The organism is Janthinobacterium sp. SUN211 (assembly GCF_030587315.1).
Lineage (GTDB): Bacteria > Pseudomonadota > Gammaproteobacteria > Burkholderiales > Burkholderiaceae_D > Janthinobacterium > Janthinobacterium kumbetense.
Map to the genome: position 1 here is coordinate 270,115 of NZ_JAPWIC010000006.1, position 19,145 is coordinate 289,259.

Annotated in this window: 13 protein-coding genes; 8 read left to right on the forward strand and 5 right to left on the reverse strand. The window is 64.4% G+C overall.

Annotation, left to right across the window (positions count from 1 at the left end):
- Positions 1-27: 27 nt before the first annotated feature.
- The 6 genes from O3301_RS21070 (at position 28) to O3301_RS21095 (ending at position 8,474) form a co-directional block, all read left to right on the forward strand.
- Positions 28-2,292 (forward strand): DUF3141 domain-containing protein, encoded by a 2,265-nt coding sequence (locus O3301_RS21070; protein ID WP_305057401.1) that lies wholly within the window; start codon positions 28-30, stop codon positions 2,290-2,292.
- Between the two features lie 9 nt (positions 2,293-2,301).
- Positions 2,302-3,717 carry a bifunctional enoyl-CoA hydratase/phosphate acetyltransferase gene (locus O3301_RS21075; protein WP_305057402.1) on the forward strand — a complete coding sequence of 472 codons (1,416 nt, stop codon included), beginning with the start codon at positions 2,302-2,304 and terminating at the stop codon, positions 3,715-3,717.
- On the forward strand, positions 3,714-4,931 hold the full coding sequence (locus O3301_RS21080; protein ID WP_305057403.1) for an acetate/propionate family kinase: 1,218 nt from the start codon (positions 3,714-3,716) through the stop codon (positions 4,929-4,931). Before O3301_RS21075 ends, O3301_RS21080 begins: the two co-directional genes overlap by 4 nt.
- Positions 4,932-5,146: 215 nt before the next feature.
- Positions 5,147-5,623, forward strand: a complete 477-nt coding sequence (locus O3301_RS21085) for a hypothetical protein (RefSeq protein ID WP_305057404.1) — start codon at positions 5,147-5,149, stop codon at positions 5,621-5,623.
- 167 nt (positions 5,624-5,790) lie between these two features.
- Complete coding sequence (locus O3301_RS21090; protein ID WP_305057405.1) at positions 5,791-8,100, forward strand: M43 family zinc metalloprotease; 2,310 nt, start codon at positions 5,791-5,793, stop codon at positions 8,098-8,100.
- A 26-nt stretch (positions 8,101-8,126) separates the two neighbouring features.
- Positions 8,127-8,474 carry a hypothetical protein gene (locus O3301_RS21095; protein WP_305057406.1) on the forward strand — a complete coding sequence of 116 codons (348 nt, stop codon included), beginning with the start codon at positions 8,127-8,129 and terminating at the stop codon, positions 8,472-8,474.
- Here the strand turns inward: O3301_RS21095 and O3301_RS21100 are convergent.
- The 5 genes from O3301_RS21100 to O3301_RS21120 all read right to left on the reverse strand — a co-directional run bounded on the left by O3301_RS21100 (position 8,471) and on the right by O3301_RS21120 (position 16,778).
- Positions 8,471-8,659, reverse strand: coding sequence for a helix-turn-helix transcriptional regulator (locus O3301_RS21100; protein ID WP_099666489.1), 189 nt, complete (start codon positions 8,657-8,659; stop codon positions 8,471-8,473). The genes O3301_RS21095 and O3301_RS21100 overlap by 4 nt on opposite strands.
- A 200-nt stretch (positions 8,660-8,859) precedes the next feature.
- Positions 8,860-11,214: a DNA topoisomerase IV subunit A gene (gene parC / locus O3301_RS21105; protein ID WP_305057407.1), complete on the reverse strand. Its 2,355-nt coding sequence runs from the start codon at positions 11,212-11,214 to the stop codon at positions 8,860-8,862.
- A gap of 48 nt (positions 11,215-11,262) precedes the next feature.
- Complete coding sequence (locus O3301_RS21110) at positions 11,263-13,059, reverse strand: J domain-containing protein (RefSeq protein ID WP_305057408.1); 1,797 nt, start codon at positions 13,057-13,059, stop codon at positions 11,263-11,265.
- A 12-nt stretch (positions 13,060-13,071) separates the two neighbouring features.
- Positions 13,072-14,781 carry a molecular chaperone HscC gene (locus O3301_RS21115; protein ID WP_289913126.1) on the reverse strand — a complete coding sequence of 570 codons (1,710 nt, stop codon included), beginning with the start codon at positions 14,779-14,781 and terminating at the stop codon, positions 13,072-13,074.
- Positions 14,781-16,778 (reverse strand): DNA topoisomerase IV subunit B, encoded by a 1,998-nt coding sequence (locus O3301_RS21120; protein WP_077408539.1) that lies wholly within the window; start codon positions 16,776-16,778, stop codon positions 14,781-14,783. Before O3301_RS21120 ends, O3301_RS21115 begins: the two co-directional genes overlap by 1 nt.
- A gap of 463 nt (positions 16,779-17,241) precedes the next feature.
- On the opposite strand from O3301_RS21120, the gene kdpF reads away from it, so the two are divergent.
- Both kdpF and kdpA read left to right on the forward strand, forming a co-directional pair.
- On the forward strand, positions 17,242-17,331 hold the full coding sequence (kdpF, locus tag O3301_RS21125) for a K(+)-transporting ATPase subunit F (protein WP_034746483.1): 90 nt from the start codon (positions 17,242-17,244) through the stop codon (positions 17,329-17,331).
- Positions 17,331-19,136 (forward strand): potassium-transporting ATPase subunit KdpA, encoded by a 1,806-nt coding sequence (gene kdpA / locus O3301_RS21130; RefSeq protein ID WP_289913128.1) that lies wholly within the window; start codon positions 17,331-17,333, stop codon positions 19,134-19,136. Before kdpF ends, kdpA begins: the two co-directional genes overlap by 1 nt.
- Positions 19,137-19,145 lie beyond the last annotated feature (9 nt).

Sequence of the window (19,145 nt, forward strand, 5' to 3'; positions counted from 1 at the left end):
GGCGTTTTTTGCATGAAAAGGATAGCCATGAAGATCGAAGCTGCACCATTTTTCTCCACCGGCGGCTTGCCGTCGCTGGGCGTGCTGGGCGACTATGCACGCGACTCGTGGCAGCGCATCGTGCTGTACGCGGACGTGATGCGCCGGCGCGGCAACCAGTACCAGGAGCACATGGCCGAGGAAGTGCCGAACGTGCTGGACTTCCCCGCCGAACTGGTGATGTCCGGCCTGGAGCTGGCGCGCCCCGTCAACTACGGCCTGGCGCGCATATTGACGCCCGATGCACCGGAACCCGATCCGTCGAAGCGGCCCTTCGTCGTCGTCGATCCGCGCGCGGGACACGGTCCCGGCATCGGCGGCTTCAAGGCCGAGAGCGAGATCGGCGTGGCCCTGCGCGCCGGCCACCCGTGCTACTTCATCGGCTTCCTGCCCGATCCCGTGCCGGGACAGACGGTGGAAGACGTGATGCACGCCGAGGCGGCCTTCCTGGAAAAAGTCATCGCCCTGCATCCGCTCAGCGAAGGCAAGCCCGTCGTCATCGGCAATTGCCAGGCGGGCTGGCAAATCCTCATGACGGCGGCGATGCGCCCGGAATTGTTCGGCCCCATCATCGTGGCCGGCGCGCCCGTGTCCTACTGGGCCGGCTGGCATGGCCGCAACCCGATGCGCTACGCGGGTGGGCTGATGGGCGGAAGCTGGGCCACGGCGCTGGCGGGCGACCTGGGCAACGGCCGCTTCGACGGCGCCAGCCTGGTGCAGAATTTCGAAAAGCTCAACCCGGCCAATACCCTGTGGAGCAAGCAGTACAACCTGTATGCGAACATCGACACGGAAGCGCCACGCTACCTGGAATTTGAAAAATACTGGGGCGGCCATGTCTTCCTCAACGACGTCGAGATGCAGTACATCGTCGACAATCTGTTCATCGGCAACCGCCTGGCTACGGCGGAGTTGATTACGTCCGATGGCGTGCGCCTGGACTTGCGCAATATCCGTTCGCCCATCGTCGTCTTTTGCTCGAACGGTGACAACATCACGCCACCGCCGCAGGCGCTGGGCTGGATCACGGACCTGTACCGCGATGACAAGGATGTGCTGCTGCACGACCAGACCATCGTGTATGCCGTGCATGACAGCATCGGCCACCTGGGCATCTTCGTCTCGGCCAAGGTGGGCCACAAGGAACACCAGAAATTCGCCAGCAATATCGACCTGATCAACCTGCTGCCGGCCGGTATCTACGAAGCGCGGATCGTCGACAAGACGCCCGACACGCCGAACGCCGACCTGGCCAGCGGCGACTATGTGCTGCAGGTCGAGCACCGCGGCATCGAGGATGTGCGCGCCATCGTGCAGCCAAGCGTGGAAAACGACCACAAGTTCGCCGCCGCTGCGCGCGTGTCCGAAGTGAATCTGGCTTTGTACCGCACGTTTGCGCAGCCGTGGGTACGCGCCATGGTTACGCCGCAGTCGGCGCGCTTCCTGCAGCTCGCGCATCCGCTGCGCGTGTCGTACGAACGCTGGACGGACCACAATCCGCTGGCCAGGCTGGTGGCCAAGGAGGCGGAAAAAGTGCGTGCCCACCGCCAGCCGGTATCGCTTGACAACCCGTTGCTGGCCATGCAGGAAGCAGTTTCAGGTGCCATCACGGCCGGCTTGAACGGCTGGCGCGACTGGCGCGATACGCTGCAGGAAACCACCTTTGATCTGGTGTACGGCTCGCCGCTGGTGCAGGCGTTGACCGGACAAGCCATCGGCGATACGGCGCCGCCGCGCCCCCATCCCGGCATTTCGCCCGAGCATTGCGAATACGTGCGCTGCGAAACGCGCAAGATGGACGAAGACATGCAGCGGGGCGGCCTGGTGGAAGCGGCCGTGCGCGCGCTGTTCTACATCTACCGCTTCCGCATGATCGCTGACGAGCGCAGGGTCAACCTGGCCCTGAAATTGATCAAGCCGCAGTACCGGCAGGATGTCAATATGGAGGAATTCCGCGGCATCGTGCGCCAGCAGGCGCGTTTGATGCTGCATGATTTCGATGCCGCCATCGCCGCCTTGCCGGTCCTGCTGTCGCGCGCCAGCCCGGACGACATCGGCGCGCTGTCCGAATGGCTGCAGCAAGTGCTGCAAGTGCCCGAAGCGCCGACGCCGGACGAGGAAGCGAGCCTGCAGCAGATGCAAGACGTCTTCGAGCGCGCGATCAAGGCGCAAGCGAAGGCGTTGCCGTCGGACGCGCGCTCATCCCCTGCCGGGCCAAAAGCCAAGCCGGCCAAACACATTACCCCTGTATAGAAGACCACGATGACTACTACCCAAGACGATGACTTGAATATCGTACGTAACCGCACCTTCGACCAGATCGCCATCGGCGACAGCGCCAGCATCACGCGCACCCTGAGCATGGACGATATCGCCCTGTTCGCGGTGATGTCGGGCGATGACAACCCGCAGCACCTCGATGCCGAATTTGCCGCTGCCAGCCGCTACCAGGGCGTGATCGCCCACGGCATGTGGGGTGCTGCCCTCATTTCCGCCGTGCTGGGCACGCGCCTGCCCGGCGCCGGCACCGTCTACACGGGCCAGACCCTGCGCTTCCTGCAGCCCGTGCGCGTGGGCGATACGCTGGCCATCAGCGTCACCGTCACGGCCCTCGATCCGCGCAGCCGCCACGTGACCCTGGCGTGCCGCTGCGTCAACCAGCATGGCGCCGTGGTGCTCGACGGCGAGGCGCAGGTGATCGCGCCCGCCGAGCAGATCGAACGGCAGCGCGCCACCCTGCCCGAGGTACGCCTGCATAACGGCGACGGCACGCGGCGCCTGCTGGAACACGCGCGCACCCTGGGTCCGATCAGGGTGGCCGTGATCCACCCTTGCGATGAACTGAGCCTGTCCGGCGCGCTCGACGCGCATGCGGCCGGCCTGATCACGCCCGTGCTGGTGGCGCCGCGCGCGCGCCTGGAGGCGGTGGCGCTGGAGGCGGGCCTGAGCCTGGCCGGCATCGCCATCGAGGACGTCGAGCATAGCCATGCGGCCGCCGCGCGCGGTGCCGAACTGGCGGGCAAGGGCGAAGTCGAGGCGCTGATGAAGGGCAGCCTGCACACGGATGAACTGATGTCGGCCGTGCTGGCCGCCAGCGCGGGCCTGCGCACCAAGCGCCGCATCAGCCACTGCTTCCTGATGCAGACACCCGCGTATCCGCGTCCTTTCATCATCACGGACGCGGCCATCAATATCGCGCCCAACCTGGCCATGAAGGCCGACATCGTGCGCAACGCCATCGACCTGGCGCACGTGATCGGCGTGGCAAGGCCGCGCGTGGCCATCCTGGCCGCCGTGGAAACGGTGAACGCGGACATGCCCGCCACGCTCGATGCCGCCGCCCTGTGCAAGATGGCTGACCGTGGGCAGATCACGGGGGCGATCCTTGACGGCCCGCTGGCTTTTGACAACGCGGTCTCGATCGCCGCCGCCACCGTCAAGGGCATCGTCTCCGAGGTGGCGGGCCGCGCCGATATCTTGCTGGTGCCCGACCTGGAAAGCGGCAACATGCTGGCCAAGCAGCTCGAATACATGGGCGACGCGGACAGCGCTGGCATCGTGCTGGGCGCGAAGATCCCCGTCATTCTCACCAGCCGCGCCGACTCGCGCGCCAGCCGCATCGCCTCGTGCGCCATCGCCGTGATGCTAGCCAACCATTACCGGAGCACGCCGCCATGAACGCGCCAATCCCCCATGCCGATGGCACCCTGATCCTGGTGCTCAATTGCGGCTCGTCGAGCATCAAGTTCGCCCTGTTCGAGCAAGCGAACGGCGTGCTGCCGCAGCAGGCGCAATGGAGCGGCAAGGTCGAAGGCATCGGCCGCGAGAATGCCACTTACCGCGCCGGCGGCCTGCCTGCCGTCGCTTTGCAGCTGGACCCTGAGCAACCGCATCACGCGGCCCTCGAATACATCCGCGCGCAAGTGATGGCGCAGCTGGACGGGCGTTCCTTGCGCGCCGTGGCGCATCGCGTGGTGCACGGCGGCAGCAAGTATTTCGCCCCCGTGCGCATCGATTTCACCGTGCTGGCCGACCTGAAAAGTTATGTGCCGCTCGCGCCCCTGCACCAGCCGTTCGCCCTGGAGGCGATCGAGGTGCTGCTTGAATCGCGGCCCGACATCGCCCAGGTGGCGTGCTTCGACACGGCCTTCCACCACACGGTGCCGCAGGTCGAGCAGATGCTGGCCCTGCCGTACGATGCGTGGGAACGGGGCTTGCGCCGCTATGGCTTCCACGGCCTGTCGTATGAATACCAGTCGCTGGTGCTGGAGCAGCGCTTCGGCGCTGCCGCGCGCGGTAAGGTCATCGTGGCCCACCTGGGCAGCGGCGCCAGCCTGTGCGCCATGGAGAATCTGCACAGCGTGGCCACCACCATGGGATTTTCCGCGCTCGACGGCCTGATGATGGGCACGCGCTGCGGTTCGCTCGATCCGGGCGCCGTCATCTACCTGATGGAGATCGAAAAGCTGTCGCTGGAAAAGGTAGCGCACGTGCTGTACCACGAATCGGGCTTGCTGGGCGTGTCGGGTGTGTCGGCCGATCCGCCGGTCTTGCTGGCGCAGCAGGACCGCCAGGATGCCACTGGCGAGCGCATCCGCGCCGCGCTGGCTTTATACATCCGCCGCATCGTGCGTGAGATCGGCGCCCTGACGGCCGTGCTGGGTGGGCTGGACATGCTGGTGTTTACGGCCGGTATCGGCGAGCACAGCGCGGAGCTGCGCCAGCGCATCTGCGCCGAGCTGGGTTTTATTGGCCCCGTGCTCGATGCGGAGGCGAACGCGCGCAATGCCCGCCGTATTTCCAGCGATGCCAGCCGCATCGTGGTGGGCGTGGAGCCGGCCAATGAGGAGTGGGTGGCGGCGCGCCACGCGGCCCTGGCCGTCAGCGTGTGAGGTCCTGCAGCGTATGGCAGCGCTCGATGGGAAATTTGCCGAAATGCACATATTTTCCGTTGAGTGCGCTAACGCACTGTGTGGTTTGCCCGTTATCTTTACTATGAAGTCATGCCATTGCGCTACATCAAGAAACAGCGCGATGCCTGGCAAATTTTGAACATTTTGCCCGCCTTTAGTAAGAATAAAATTAAACCATATTGAAAGGTCTCATCATGAACAAATTACTCGCCGCTCTGATCGCCACCCTGTTTGCTACCGCTGCCATCGCGCAAACGTCGCCAGTAACCCCAGCCGTTGCCAGCGCCCAAGCGTCTGCGCAGCATGACATCAACAAGGCTGCCAACAAGGAAGCCAAAGTCGATGCCAAGGCTGACGCGAATGTCGCCAAGGCGGAAATGAAGGCCGACGACAAGAAAGCCGACGCCCACCACAAGGCCAACAAAACCAAGGCCAAGGCACACGACAAAGTCGTCAATGCTGATGCGGAAGACAAGCTGAAAGCGGAAGCCAAGGCTGACAAGGCTGCCGCCAAGGCCGATGCGAAAGCGGGCAAAACCGCCGTGAAAGCGGATGCCAAGGTCGCCAAGGAAAAAGTGGAAGCGAACGCCGACAAGGCCATCGCCGCCACCAAGACGGAAGAAGTGAAGGCCAAGGCCGACGCTGAAGTCAAGGCAGCCGCCGCCAAGTAATTCCCCGTTTGCGGGCCTCGGCCTGCAAACCCCAAAGACAGCTTCGGCTGTCTTTTTTTTTTCGTCCGCCACTTTTCCTTGGCGCCGCTTGCCAGTCTTGATCTGGCGCAAATGCTCCTCTTTTCGCCGTGCCATAGTGATCTGGCAAACAGACGAAGGGAGACATCATGAGCACCGCTAAAACGAAAAAAACACCGGCCACCGGTTCGGCTGAAGGCATGTCCGCCATGTCTTCCATGCAGGCGATGCCGGTCGAGGGCGACATGCAGGCCGATGCTGATGCGACGGGCGGCGACGCCATGCCGGGGCCGCGCCTGGGCGTGTCGTACGCGGACCAGGCGGCGCTCGCCCAGGGCGCGGCCGCCGCGGATGCCGGCGCCATGCCGGGCGGCGGCATGCAGCAGGCACCGCAAGGCATGGCGGGCACCAGCTGCATGCAGATCGGTGGCGGCGGCATGGGCGGCGATGGTGGCGGTGGCAACGGCGGTGACGGGGGGCAGGGTGGCGGTACGCCGCAGACGCGCACCTGCGCCACGATGGATGTGCATCGCCGCCTGCTGACCGAAGATCCATCCTATGCGAACGTGCGCGCCGATATCGAAAACCTGGCCGGACTATACGAGGGCGACAGCAGCATTGCCGGACGTTCCGGTGTGACGCAGATACCTGTGGTGGTGCACGTGGTGTGGAATACGGCTGCGCAGAATATTTCGGATGCGCAGATCGCCAGCCAGATCGATGTCCTCAATCGCGACTTTCGGCGCGTCAACCCGGATGTGAACGGCACGCCGGCGCCATTTTTGCCGCTGACGGCCGATGCGCGCGTCGAGTTTGCGCTGGCCACCACCGATCCGCATGGCGCGGCCACCAGCGGCATCGAGCGGCGCCAGACAACAGTCGCCTCGTTTGGCGCGGACGATGCCGTCAAGTCGCTGGCGACGGGCGGCATGGATGCCTGGCCGGCCGACAGCTACCTGAATATCTGGGTGTGCCAGCTCGGTGGCGGCTTGCTGGGCTACGCCCAGTTCCCCGGCGGCCCGGCCGCCACCGACGGCGTGGTGATCCTGCAATCGGCCTTCGGCACGACCGGCACGGCCGCGCCGCCGTTCCACCTGGGGCGCACGGCCACGCATGAAATCGGCCACTGGCTGAACCTGAACCATATCTGGGGCGACGACGGCACCGGGTGCTCGGGCACGGACAACGTGGCCGACACGCCCAACCAGGGCGGGCCGAATACGGGCCAGCCTTCGTTCCCCCACGTTTCCTGCAGCAATGGTCCGAATGGCGACATGTTCATGAACTACATGGATTACGTCGACGACCCGGCCATGTTCATGTTCACGGCGGGCCAGGTGGCGCGCATGCAGGCCTGTCTCGATGGTCCGCGCGCCAGTATCGGCACAGGAGGCACGGGTGCAGGCGCCACGCCGCGCCAGAGTTCCTCTCCCGTCGTGGCCTGGGGCGCGAACCGCCTCGACGTCTTCGTGCTGGGCACGGATCGCGCGCTGTACCACAAGGCCTGGAATGGCTCGACCTGGGCGCCGTCCGTCACCGGCTATGAAGGGCAGGGAGGCATCTGTACCAGTGCGCCGCAGGTGGTGTCGTGGGCGCCGAACCGGCTCGACGTGTTCGTCACGGGCACCGACAGCGGTTTGTTCCACAAATGGTGGAACGGTACGGCCTGGGGACCGTCCCTGACCGGCTATGAAGCCATGGGCGGCTTGTGCGTGGGCGACCCGCGCGCCGTGGCCTGGGGGCCGAACCGCCTCGACGTGTTTGTCGTCGGCACGGACCGGGGCCTGTATCACAAGTGGTGGAATGGCGCCGCCTGGGGGCCGTCGCTGACGGGTTACGAAGCCATGGGCGGCATCTGTCTGGGGCAGCCGGAAGCTGTGGCGTGGGGGCCGAACCGCCTCGATGTCTTCGTCATCGGCACGGACCGGGCCCTGTACCACAAGTGGTGGAACGGCACGGCCTGGGGACCGTCGCTGACGGGCTATGAACGCCTGGGCGGCATCTGCACCTCGTCGCCGAAGGCGGTGGCGTGGGGGCCAAACCGCCTCGACGTGTTCGTCACGGGCACCGATGGCGCGCTGTACCACAAGTGGTGGGATGGCGCGAAATGGGGGCCTTCCAACGATGGCTTCGAGCGCCTGGGCGGCATTTGCGTGGGCGAAGTGGAAGCCGTGTCGTGGGCGCCGAACCGGCTCGATGTCTTCGTCATCGGCACGGACAGCGCCCTGTACCACAAGGCATGGAACGGCAGCGCCTGGAGTCCGTCGCTGACGGGATTTGAAAACCTGGGCGGCATCTGCACCTCGCGTCCGCGCGCCACGGCCTGGGCGGCGAACCGCCTCGACGTATTCGTCACGGGCACGAATGGCGCCCTGTTCCACAAGGCGTGGAACGGCACGGCCTGGTCGCCCTCCGTGAGCGGCTATGAAAGTCTGGGCGGCGTGGTATCGTGTTTCTGACGTTCATGTGTTAAACGGGAGGCGGCATGCACGGCATGACGATGGCTTTGCCCAGCGGTAGCTGGACGCATTCCTTCGAGGAGGATGCAGACGGTATCGAGGTGTACCGGCCTACGGCCACGTTCGCCTTTCCGCCCAGCCGCCAGGGGCGCAAGGTGCTCGAGTTTGGGGCGCCCGCCGGCGCCATGGCGCAAGGCGAGATGACGGTGACGTCCATGGCGCCCGGCCCCGATGACCGGCCCCGCGCCGGCCCCGTGACCCGGCTGCACCCCCTGGGCATGGGACGCTATGCGCTCAGTGACGCCAGCGGGACGCAGGAGGTGATCGACATCGTCGAAGCGACGCCCGAGGTGCTGCGCCTGTCGCGGCGTTAAGGCGTGCCGCGCAGCTTGTATGCGAGCGCCGTGCGGTTGCCCACGCCCAGCTTCTGGTAAATCGCATGCAGCTGGTTGCGTACGGTGGCCGGCGACTTGCCCAGTTCCCTGGCGATGCTTTTATACGGCAAGCCTTCGGCCGCCATCGCCGCCACCAGCCGTTCGGCCGGGGTCAGGCGCTGCATGGAACCCTGCCTGAAACGTTGTTTGTCATCGCTGTTCTCCTGTCCGTGTGCGGCATGCCGGTGGCATGCCTGCAGGGATAACGGGAACGCGGGACGTATCTGTCAAATTATCTGTATAACTATTTTCCCTGCGGCCGCTACGGGGCGATAGGCGAAAAAAAAGACAGGCGAACCTGTCTTTTCGTATGGCTTGATGGCGATCAGCCGATGGCCGCCATGGATACCGGTTTCAGCTTGGCCGCCAGCGCCTTGCCCTTCTTCGCGCGCTTGCCGAAGTGTTCGGCCAGGGCCGTGGCGCCCAGCGACGCATCCTGCGGTTTCGATGCCCGGCCGATGCCCGAGACCACCACGCCGCGCTGGGTGATCGGCTGCACGGCCAGCAGCTTGTCCTTGGCATCGAGGTCGATCAGCTTGACGCCCGTGCCGCCTTTGGACAGGGTTTTCATTTCATCGAGGCCGAACACCAGCAGGCGCGCGCCTTCCGTCAGGCAGGCCAGGGCACTGGCCGCCTCGGGAATGACTTTGGGCGTCAGAGGCACGTCGCCGTCGTCCAGGGTGATGAAGGCCTTGCCGCCTTTCAGGCGGCTCGTCATGTCGCCGGCCTTGGCGATGAAGCCGTAGCCAGCGCTCGACGCCAGCAGCAAATTCGTGGCGCCATTGCCCGCAAAGTAATGGAGGATGCGCACGGCGTTGCCGGGCGTGCCGCCGCTCAGGTCGCACAGGGTCGTGATCGGCACGCCGTCGCCGCGTGCGTTGGGTAGCGCCGAGACGGGAACCGAGTAAATCTTGCCGTTGTTGCCAAAGCCCAGCAGGGTGTCGACCGTGCGGCACTCGAAGGCGCCATGCAGGCTGTCGCCCGCCTTGAACGTGAATTGCGCCGCATCGTGGCCGATGCCGGTACGCGCGCGCACCCAGCCTTTTTCCGAAATGATGACGGTGACCGGTTCATCGACGACCTTCTGTTCGGCCACGGCTTTCTGCGCTTCCTCGATCAGGGTGCGGCGCGCATCGCCGAACTGTTTGGCGTCCGCTTCGATTTCGCGGATGACGGCGCGCTTCATCGAGCCCGGGTTGTCGAGCAGGTCTTGCAAGGACTTTTCTTCCTTGCGCAGCTCGGCCAGTTCCTGCTGGATCTTGATCGTTTCCAGGCGCGCCAGCTGGCGCAAGCGGATTTCCAGGATGTCGTCTGCCTGGCGTTCGGACAGCTTGAACGCCTCGATCAGGGCCGCCTTCGGTTCATCCGAATTGCGGATGATCTGGATCACCTTGTCGATATTGAGCAGGATCGCTTCGCGTCCTTCCAGGATATGGATGCGGTCCTTGACCTTGCCCAGTTTGTAGCCGGTGCGGCGCGTAACGGTCTCGAAGCGGAAGTCGATCCACTCGCGCAGGATGTCGCCCAGCCCTTTCTGGCGCGGACGGCCATCGCCGCCGATCATCACCAGATTGATCGAGGTCGACGATTCCAGCGAGGTGTGTGCCAGCAGCATCAGCATGAATTCCGTCTGGTCCTGGTTCTTCGACTTCGGTTCGAACACGAGGCGCACGGGCGCGGCGCGGCCCGATTCGTCGCGGATGGTGTCGAGCGAATTGAGAATCAGCGCCTTCAGGGCCACCTGGTCCGGCGACAGCGCCTTCTTGCCCAGCTTGATCTTCGGATTCGTCAATTCCTCGATTTCTTCCAGCACCTTTTGCGACGAGGTACCGGGCGGCAGTTCCGTCACGACGGCTTGCCACTGGCCGCGCGCCAGCTCTTCGATCTTCCAGCGTGCGCGCACCTTCATGCTGCCACGGCCGCTCGCATACATGTCCTGGATCTGCGAGGGCGGCGTGATGATCTGGCCGCCGCCGGGGAAGTCCGGGCCGGGGATGATGGCCATCAGTTCGGCGTGCGTCAGCTTCGGATCGCGGATCATGGCGACAGCCGCTTTCGCCACTTCCGCCAGGTTGTGCGACGGGATTTCCGTCGCCAGGCCCACGGCGATGCCGGAGGCGCCATTGAGCAGCACCATCGGCAGGCGCGCTGGCAGCAGCTTCGGTTCTTCCGTCGAACCGTCGTAGTTGGGCTGGAAATCCACCGTGCCCATGCCGATTTCATCCATCAGCAGCTTGGCGATCGGCGTCAGGCGCGCTTCCGTGTAGCGCATGGCCGCCGCGCCATCGCCGTCGCGCGAGCCGAAGTTGCCCTGGCCATCGATCAGCGGGTAGCGCAGCGAGAAATCCTGCGCCATGCGCACCAGCGCGTCGTACACGGACTGATCGCCGTGCGGATGCAATTTACCCAGCACGTCGCCGACCACGGCCGCCGATTTGCGCGGCTTCGCCGTGGAATTGAGTCCCAGCTCATTCATCGCATACAGGATGCGGCGCTGCACGGGTTTCTGGCCGTCGCAGACGTCGGGCAGGGCGCGGCCCTTGACGACGGAGATGGCGTAATCGAGATAGGCGCGCTCGGCGAAGGTGGACAGGGTCAGCGCTTCGCCGTCGAATACCGGTTCATCCGGCTCGATCGGCTCAGGCTGGGCATCGTCAAATAAATTGGTTTGTGTGGACATGGCGCTTGTTTCGGTGTTAAGTGGTTGCGGTTGAATTCGTGGAGCTGATTATGACAGCCCGGATTTGGAAAAGGACTTGCCGTACGTCAGATACATGTAGCGCAAGGTCAAATAGAGCACGGCCAGGGCCAGTTCGACGCCGTTATGCATCATCGGCATGGCGCGGATGGCCGGGGCTTGGCTGGCCAGCACGAAAGTGGCGATGGACGGCACCAGCACCACCGGCCAGATCGTCTTCCATTTGAAATCGCTGGGGGAAAACAGCATGCCGGCGCAGGACCAGACCAGCAGCGCGGCGCCAACGAAGGCGGCCGGCAGCAGCTGCAGATACAGTTGCAGCAGCAAGCCCGCGCAGCCGATCAGCCATGCCGCGCGCAGGCGCGGCAAGAGCGCCTCGGGGAAGCGGCAATCGCCATACAGGCCGGTGGCGCTGCGCAGGGCCAGCGCCGCCAGGCAAAAGATCAGGGGCATGGCTTCGCCGACGGCCAGCGCCGGCTGGCCCCTGCCGCTCATGAACATGGCGCCAAACAGCGACAGGCCGAGGACAAGGAGCAGCAGCATGCCGTGCAGCAATTGGCGGTTCATCGCATACGCGAGCAGGGCCGATGCGCACAGGCCGGCCGCAGTAACGAGGCGCATGGTCTCGCTGCGTTCGGGCAGGAACAGCATTAGCGCCAGCAGCAGATAGGGCACGATCCAGCCCAGTTGCCGCAAGCCGGGCCGCTGCCACAGCACGGGCAGGCGTTCCTGCAGCGTTTCCTGCAGCGCTTCCAGGCGCGCGAACAGGGGCGTCGGCCAGCGCAAGGCATGCATGGCCAGCAGGGAAAAGGCGAGCGCCTGGAAGCCCAGCAGGCTGGCATAGGCAGCCGTGTCGCCGAGCTCGAAGCCGGCCGCATCGAGCACACCCGCGAGCATGAAGTGCAGCACGAAACCCAGGCCGCCCGAGGCCAGCGCCGTCTGTTTGAAGTAGCGTTTGGCATGGACGGCGTGTTCCCACTGCTCGAACAGGTCCGTATCGAGCTTGCAGGCCAGCATCTCGTTGTGCTGCCAGCGTATTGCGTGCAGCAGTTCGCGCAGCTGCAGCGTGAATTTTTGGTCGAACAGCTGGCGCGCGTAGGCGCTTGGCGGCTGCTGCGACATGATGCAGTCCAGGCCGGGGTAGCTGTCGCGGTTGTCGCTGAAATGGGCGAACGAGCGGTCTGCCCGGTAACGCTGTACGGCGCCGCGCACCAGATCCGCATGGCTGCGCGCCAGGTAGGAAAAGTCGCGGTCCCAGCCCAGCTGCTCGAACAGGGCCTGGCGCAGCGTCAGGTCATAGCCGGCGCTGGCGCAATAGCGCAGCGCGCACAGGTCGAATTCCTCGCGCACGTCGAGGTTCAGCATGGCGTCGTCCTGCAGCATGCGGGCCAGCACGTCGCCGGCATCCGCATGCCGCGTCAGCTCCAGGCAACCTTGCCACAGATTAGCCGCTTCCTGCGCCGGGTCGATGGCGACCATGCCCCATTGTTCCGGGGGAGGGGGCTGTTCCTGGGCGATGATGCCCCACAGTTCCGCAGGCGCTTCCTGCACCGCCTCGTCGATGACGCCCCACAGGTCTGCCGGTTCCATGGGCGGCGCTTCTGGCGCTTCCGCTGCTGCCGCTTGCGGTTCCGGAAATTCCTCGGCAAACAGGTGCGCATGGCGCAGCGCGTATTCATACGCCTCGCGCAGCTCCTGGAAGGCGGCCGGATCGTCTTCGGGACGCGTCACCTTCAGGCGCTTCGCATACGCGCGCTTGAGGGCGCGCTCGTCGCCCGTCGGCTCCGTGTCCAGGATCTCCCACAGGCTGCGCTGCCCGTTGTGCATGCCGCCGTCCATTTACAGGAAGCTCTCGCTCTCGACCTGGCGCAACACCTCGTCGAGCGCCTGGCGCGCCTTGCGGATGGTGCTCGGGTCCTGCGTTTCCAGCGCCGCCTGGAAATTGGCCGTATGCGCCGCCAGGTACTGGCGCACGTCGCCCAGCGACTGTTCGTACAATCGGTCGGCGCGCGTGACCAGGGTGCGGTTTTCCAGCTGCTCGCGCGGGTGGATCTTCAGGTCGGCCAGTTCCGCAAAGCGCTGCTCGATCTGTTCCGGCGTCATCACGCCCGCATTGTCGCTGATGACCATCTTGTGCTTTTCCTGCGTGGCCAGCACCGTCACTTCCGCTTCCAGCACGCCGCTGACGTCGTAGGTGAAGCGCACGTCGATGCCGATCTCGCCCGCCTTTTTCGCGGGAATCGGGAAGCTGATCTTGCCGAGGAAGACGTTGTCGGCCACCAGGCGCGACTCGCCCTGGAAGATCGCCACGTTGATTTCCTTCTGGTTGTCGTAGATGGTGGTGATGTTTTCCGTGCGCGAGACAGGCACCACGGAATTGCGCTCGATGATGGGCAGGTAATGCCCGCCTTCATACTGGTTCGCGCCGACCTGGCGCGAAATCGAAATGCCCAGCGAGTACGGAGCCACGTCCGTCATGACCACTTCATCGAGGGCAGAGTCGCGCATCTTGAGGCCTGCCTGCACGGCGGCTCCCAGTGCCACGGCTTCGTCCGGGTCCAGGTGGATGGCGGGGAAGCGGCCGAACATGCGCGAGACGAGTTTACGCACCAGCGGCATGCGCGTGGCGCCGCCGGCCAGCACCACTTCATTCAATTCCGCGGCGCGGATGGTGGCGTCGCGCAGCGCCCGTTCGACGGGCAGGCGTAAGCGCGCCAGCAGCGGTTCGCACAGCTGCGCCAGTTTCTCTTCGCTGATCTCCCAGCTGTATTCCTTGTCATGGTAGCGCGTGGCCATGCGCACGGACGGCTGGTCCGACAGCAGACGCTTGACGCGCTCGGCTTCATCGCGCAGCAGCTGTTGCTGGCGCGGGTCGAACAGGCGGCTGCCGGCCGCGTCGCGCAAGCCGCTGCCTTCCAGGAAGGCGTCGACCAGCACGGTGACGAAGTCTTCGCCCCCTAAAAAATTATCGCCGGCCGAGGCGCGCACTTCCATCACGCCTTCGAACAGCTCCAGGATCGACACGTCAAACGTGCCGCCGCCCAGGTCGAAGACGAGGAATTTGCTTTCCTGTTCCTTGTCGCGGATGCCGTAGGCCAGCGCGGCGGCCGTCGGCTCGTTCAGCAGGCGCTCCACGCGCAAGCCCGCCAGTTGTCCCGCGATGCGCGTGGCCTTGCGCTGCGCATCGCTGAAATACGCGGGCACCGTAATGATGGCTTCCTCGACCTTGTGCCCTAAAAAGGCTTCGGCATCTTCCTTCAGCGCGCGCAGCACCATCGACGACAGCTCTTCCGGACGGAATTGCTGCGTGCCGAGGGTGATCTTCTTTTCGCTGCCCATGTAGCGCTTGAAGACGGCCGCCGTCAGCTGCGGGTGCGTCTGCAGGCGCTCGCGCGCGGCGCGGCCCACCAGCACGGTGCCGTCGTCATCGATGCTCACGCACGACGGCGTCAGGTGTTCACCGAGCGCATTCGGGATGATGGAAGCCTTGCCGTCGCGCCAGATGGCGACCAGGCTGTTGGTGGTGCCCAGGTCGATGCCGATGATCATCAGATATCCGCCTCCGCTTCATTGCCGTGTTCTTCGATCCAGGCGCGGCGTCCTGCCGCTTCGCCTTTACCCATCAACATATTGAAGCGGGAGGCTGAGGCCATGTGGTCGACTTCACCGAGCGTGACGGGCAGCAGACGGCGCGTGTCCGGGTTCATCGTCGTTTCCCACAGCTGCTCGGCGTTCATCTCGCCCAGGCCCTTGAAGCGCGAGATCGACCAGGCGCCCTGTTTCACGCCTTCCTTACGCAGCTTGTCCTCGATGGCGAGCAGTTCGCCGTCGTCGAGCGCATAGATCTTCTGCATCGGTTTCTTGCCGCGCGCGGGCGCATCGACGCGATACAACGGCGGGCGGGCGATGCAGATGTGGCCCTTGTTGATCAGCGCCGGGAAGTGCTTGAAGAAGAGCGTCAGCAGCAGTACCTGGATGTGCGAGCCGTCCACGTCTGCATCGGACAGGATACAGATCTTGCCGTAGCGCAGGCCCGACAGGTCTGGCGAGTCGCCCACGCTGTGCGGATCGACGCCGATGGCGACCGCGATGTCGTGGATCTCGTTATTCGCGAACAGGCGGTCGCGGTCCGTTTCCCACGAATTCAACACCTTGCCGCGCAGGGGCAGGATCGCCTGGAATTCCTTGTCGCGGCCCATCTTGGCCGAACCTCCCGCCGAGTCGCCCTCGACGAGGAACAGTTCATTGCGCGTGATGTCCGACGATTCGCAGTCGGTCAGCTTGCCCGGCAAGACGGCCACGCCCGAGGATTTTTTCTTTTCCACTTTCTGCAGCGAGCGCTGGCGCGACTGCGCCTGCTTGATCACCAATTCGGCCAGCTTCTTGCCGTAGTCGACGTGCTGGTTCAGCCACAGTTCCAGCGGTGGCTTGGTGAAGGTCGACACGAGGCGCACGGCGTCGCGCGAGTTCAGGCGTTCCTTGATCTGGCCCTGGAATTGCGGGTCCAGCACCTTGGCCGACAGCACAAAGGAAGCGCGCGCGAACACGTCTTCCGGTAGCAGCTTCACGCCTTTCGGCAGCAGCGAGTGCATTTCGACGAAGTTTTTGACGGCGCCGAACAGGCCGTCGCGCAAGCCCGATTCGTGCGTGCCGCCATTCGAAGTGGGAATCAGGTTGACATACGATTCGCGCACGATGGCGCCTTCTTCCGTCCACGCCACCACCCAGGCCGCGCCTTCGCCCTCGGCAAAGCCTTCCGAGTCCGGGCCCGCATACTGCGCGCCTTCGAACAGGGGAATCAGGGTTTCGCCATTCGATACCTGCGCCAGCGTTTCGGTCAGGTAGCCGCGCAAGCCTTCCGCGTACTGCCAGGTTTGCGTATCGCCCGTTTTCGCGTTGGTGAGGGTGACGGTCACGCCCGGCAGCAGCACGGCTTTCGAGCGCAGCAGGCGTTGCAGCTCGGTTTGCGAAATGTTCGGCGAATCAAAGTATTTGGCATCGGGCCAGGCGGTGACGCGCGTGCCTGACTTCTTGCCGTCGCGCGGGGCGGGGCGGGAGCTCAGGGGCTCGATCACGTCGCCGTTGGCAAACACCATATGGTGCAAGCCGTTGCCGTCGCTTTCCTTGCGCCAGACGGTGATTTCCAGGCGCGTCGACAGCGCATTGGTGACGGACACGCCGACGCCATGCAAGCCGCCCGAGAACGCATAGGCGCCGCCCGAACCCTTGTCGAACTTGCCGCCCGCGTGCAGCCGCGTAAACACGATTTCCACCGTCGGCACGCCTTCTTCCGGGTGCAGGCCGACGGGAATGCCGCGGCCATTGTCTTCGACGGTGATGCTGCCATCCGTGTTTTGCGTCACGGCGATATGCGTGCAATGACCGCCCAGCGCCTCGTCGGAGGCATTGTCGATCACTTCCTGAATGATGTGCAGCGGATTTTCAGTGCGGGTGTACATCCCCGGGCGCTGCTTGACGGGTTCCAGTCCTTTCAGGACACGGATGGATGATTCGCTGTAGTCGGATGCTGGTTTTTTAGTGGCCATACGTGTTCAAGCTAAGTAAAGACAGTGGTTGGAACGCCAGGCCAGGGCACTGCGGGGCGCAGTGACAGCGGCGGCGATAACTGTATGAATATACAGTATATCCCGTCCAGCGTCACTGGGGGAGGGCAGTGCGGCAGGCTTGGCGTCCTTGTGCGGACGCTCGCGCATTCTATCTTGTCCCGCGAGCAATAGCGCTACTCCCGGGCAACAACAGTGCGCCGCGCGCGTGGTTTGGCGCCCATTGTGAAGGATTTTATGCGGTAAAGCGCCCGTTTTTACATCTTGTTTACAGCTGCCTCCCCAGTCTTTACGAATTTTTTAGACCCTTTTGGCTAATCTGCTCACTATCAAAACAAACCTGAATGAGGGTGGGAATGGATCTCGTGTATCTCGGCTTGATTGCCGTGTTTTTCGTCCTGGCGGCCGGCTTTGCCGTCGCCTGCGACAAATTAGGGAGCGTCAAATGAACGCGTTTTATGTGCTGGGCGCCGTCGTCTCTGCTGGCCTGCTCGTGTACCTGCTGGTGGCGCTGCTGAAGGCGGAGGAACTGTGATGACGACGCAATCGATACTGTTATTGGTGGCTTTCCTGGCCGTGCTGCTGGCCGCCGGCTATCCGCTGGGCCTGTACATGGCCAGGGTGGCCGGCGATGGCCCCGTGCGCGGCCTGGGCTGGCTGCAAAAGCTGGAAAATCTGCTGTACCGCTGGTCCGGCCTGCCCGCCGACAAGGCCATGGGCTGGAAAAGCTATGCCATCGCCCTGATCGTCTTCAATACCGTGGGCGCCGTCTTCGTCTACGGCCTGCAGCGCCTGCAGGGCTTCTTGCCCTTGAATCCCCAGGGTCTCGGCGCCGTCAGCCCCGATTCCTCGTTCAATACCACCGTCAGTTTCGTCGCCAATACCAATTGGCAGGGCTACGGCGGCGAACAGACCATGAGCTACCTGACGCAGATGCTGGGCATGGCATGCCAGAACTTCTTTTCGGCGGCCACCGGCATCGCCGTGATCTTCGCGCTGGTGCGCGGCTTCGCCTCGCGCTCGGGCAAATCGATCGGTAATTTCTGGGTCGACCTGGTGCGCTCGACCCTGTACATCCTGCTGCCGCTGTCCCTGGCCCTGTCCGTCGTCTTCATGGGCGAAGGCATGATCCAGAATTTTTCCGCGTACAAGGAAGTAACCCTGCTCGACCACGTGGCGTATGAAACGCCGAAAGTGACCGCCGATGGCCAGCCCGTGCTGGATGCGGCCGGCAAGCCCGTGATGGAAGCGCAAGTGGCGACCACGCAGACGATCGCCATGGGCCCTGTGGCGTCGCAGGAGTCGATCAAGCTGCTGGGCACGAACGGCGGCGGCTTCTTCAACGCCAATTCCTCGCACCCGTATGAAAATCCCACCGTGCTGTCGAACTTCCTGCAGATGCTGGCCATCTTCATCATCCCCGCCGGCCTGTGCTTCACCTTTGGCCGCATGGTGGGCGACATGCGCCAGGGCTGGGCCGTGCTGGCCGCCATGACCCTGATCTTTGTCGTCATGACGGCCGGCGTGATGAGCGCCGAGCAGCAAGCCAATCCCGCCTTGCAAGGCCTGGGCGTGGACCAGCAGGCCAGCAGCCTGCAATCGGGCGGCAATATGGAAGGCAAGGAAACGCGCTTCGGCATCAGCTCCTCGACCCTGTTCGCGGCGGTGACGACGGCCGCATCGTGCGGCGCCGTCAACTCCATGCACGATTCCTACATGCCCCTGGGCGGCATGGTGCCGCTGCTGCTGATGCAGTTCGGCGAAGTGATTTTCGGCGGCGTGGGCACGGGCCTGTACGGCATGCTGATGTTCGCCATCCTGGCCGTTTTCATCGCCGGCCTGATGATAGGCCGCACGCCCGAATACCTGGGCAAGAAAATCCAGGCGTATGAAATGAAGATGGTGTCGCTGGCCATCCTGATTACGCCAGCCCTGGTCTTGACGGGCACGGCGATCGCCGTGATGGTCGAACCGGGCACGGTTGGCGTGGCCAATCCGGGTGCGCATGGTTTTTCCGAAATCCTCTATGCCTTCACGTCGGCGGCCAACAACAACGGCAGCGCGTTTGCCGGCCTGTCCGCCAATACGCCGTTCTACAACGTGATGCTGGCGATCGCCATGTGGTTCGGCCGCTTCGGCGTGATCGTGCCCGTGCTGGCGGTGGCCGGTTCGCTGGCGGCCAAGCAGCGCCTGTCGGCCAATGCCGGCACCATGCCCACGCACGGCCCCATGTTCATCGGCTTGCTGATCGGCGTGGTGGTGCTGGTCGGCGTGCTCAATTACGTTCCCGCGCTGGCCCTGGGCCCGATCGTCGAACACCTGCAACTTTTCATCAAATAAGAGGCTACC

Excerpts from the sequence above, each read along its gene's own strand:
- O3301_RS21070 (WP_305057401.1), top strand. The coding sequence starts at position 28 with ATGAAGATCGAAGCTGCACCATTTTTCTCCACCGGCGGCTTGCCGTCG.
- O3301_RS21075 (WP_305057402.1), top strand. The coding sequence starts at position 2,302 with ATGACTACTACCCAAGACGATGACTTGAATATCGTACGTAACCGCACC.
- O3301_RS21080 (WP_305057403.1), top strand. The coding sequence starts at position 3,714 with ATGAACGCGCCAATCCCCCATGCCGATGGCACCCTGATCCTGGTGCTC.
- O3301_RS21085 (WP_305057404.1), top strand. The coding sequence starts at position 5,147 with ATGAACAAATTACTCGCCGCTCTGATCGCCACCCTGTTTGCTACCGCT.
- O3301_RS21090 (WP_305057405.1), top strand. The coding sequence starts at position 5,791 with ATGAGCACCGCTAAAACGAAAAAAACACCGGCCACCGGTTCGGCTGAA.
- O3301_RS21095 (WP_305057406.1), top strand. The coding sequence starts at position 8,127 with ATGCACGGCATGACGATGGCTTTGCCCAGCGGTAGCTGGACGCATTCC.
- O3301_RS21100 (WP_099666489.1), bottom strand. The coding sequence starts at position 8,659 with ATGCAGCGCCTGACCCCGGCCGAACGGCTGGTGGCGGCGATGGCGGCC.
- parC (WP_305057407.1), bottom strand. The coding sequence starts at position 11,214 with ATGTCCACACAAACCAATTTATTTGACGATGCCCAGCCTGAGCCGATC.
- O3301_RS21110 (WP_305057408.1), bottom strand. The coding sequence starts at position 13,059 with ATGCACAACGGGCAGCGCAGCCTGTGGGAGATCCTGGACACGGAGCCG.
- O3301_RS21115 (WP_289913126.1), bottom strand. The coding sequence starts at position 14,781 with ATGATCATCGGCATCGACCTGGGCACCACCAACAGCCTGGTCGCCATC.
- O3301_RS21120 (WP_077408539.1), bottom strand. The coding sequence starts at position 16,778 with ATGGCCACTAAAAAACCAGCATCCGACTACAGCGAATCATCCATCCGT.
- kdpF (WP_034746483.1), top strand. The coding sequence starts at position 17,242 with ATGAACGCGTTTTATGTGCTGGGCGCCGTCGTCTCTGCTGGCCTGCTC.
- kdpA (WP_289913128.1), top strand. The coding sequence starts at position 17,331 with ATGACGACGCAATCGATACTGTTATTGGTGGCTTTCCTGGCCGTGCTG.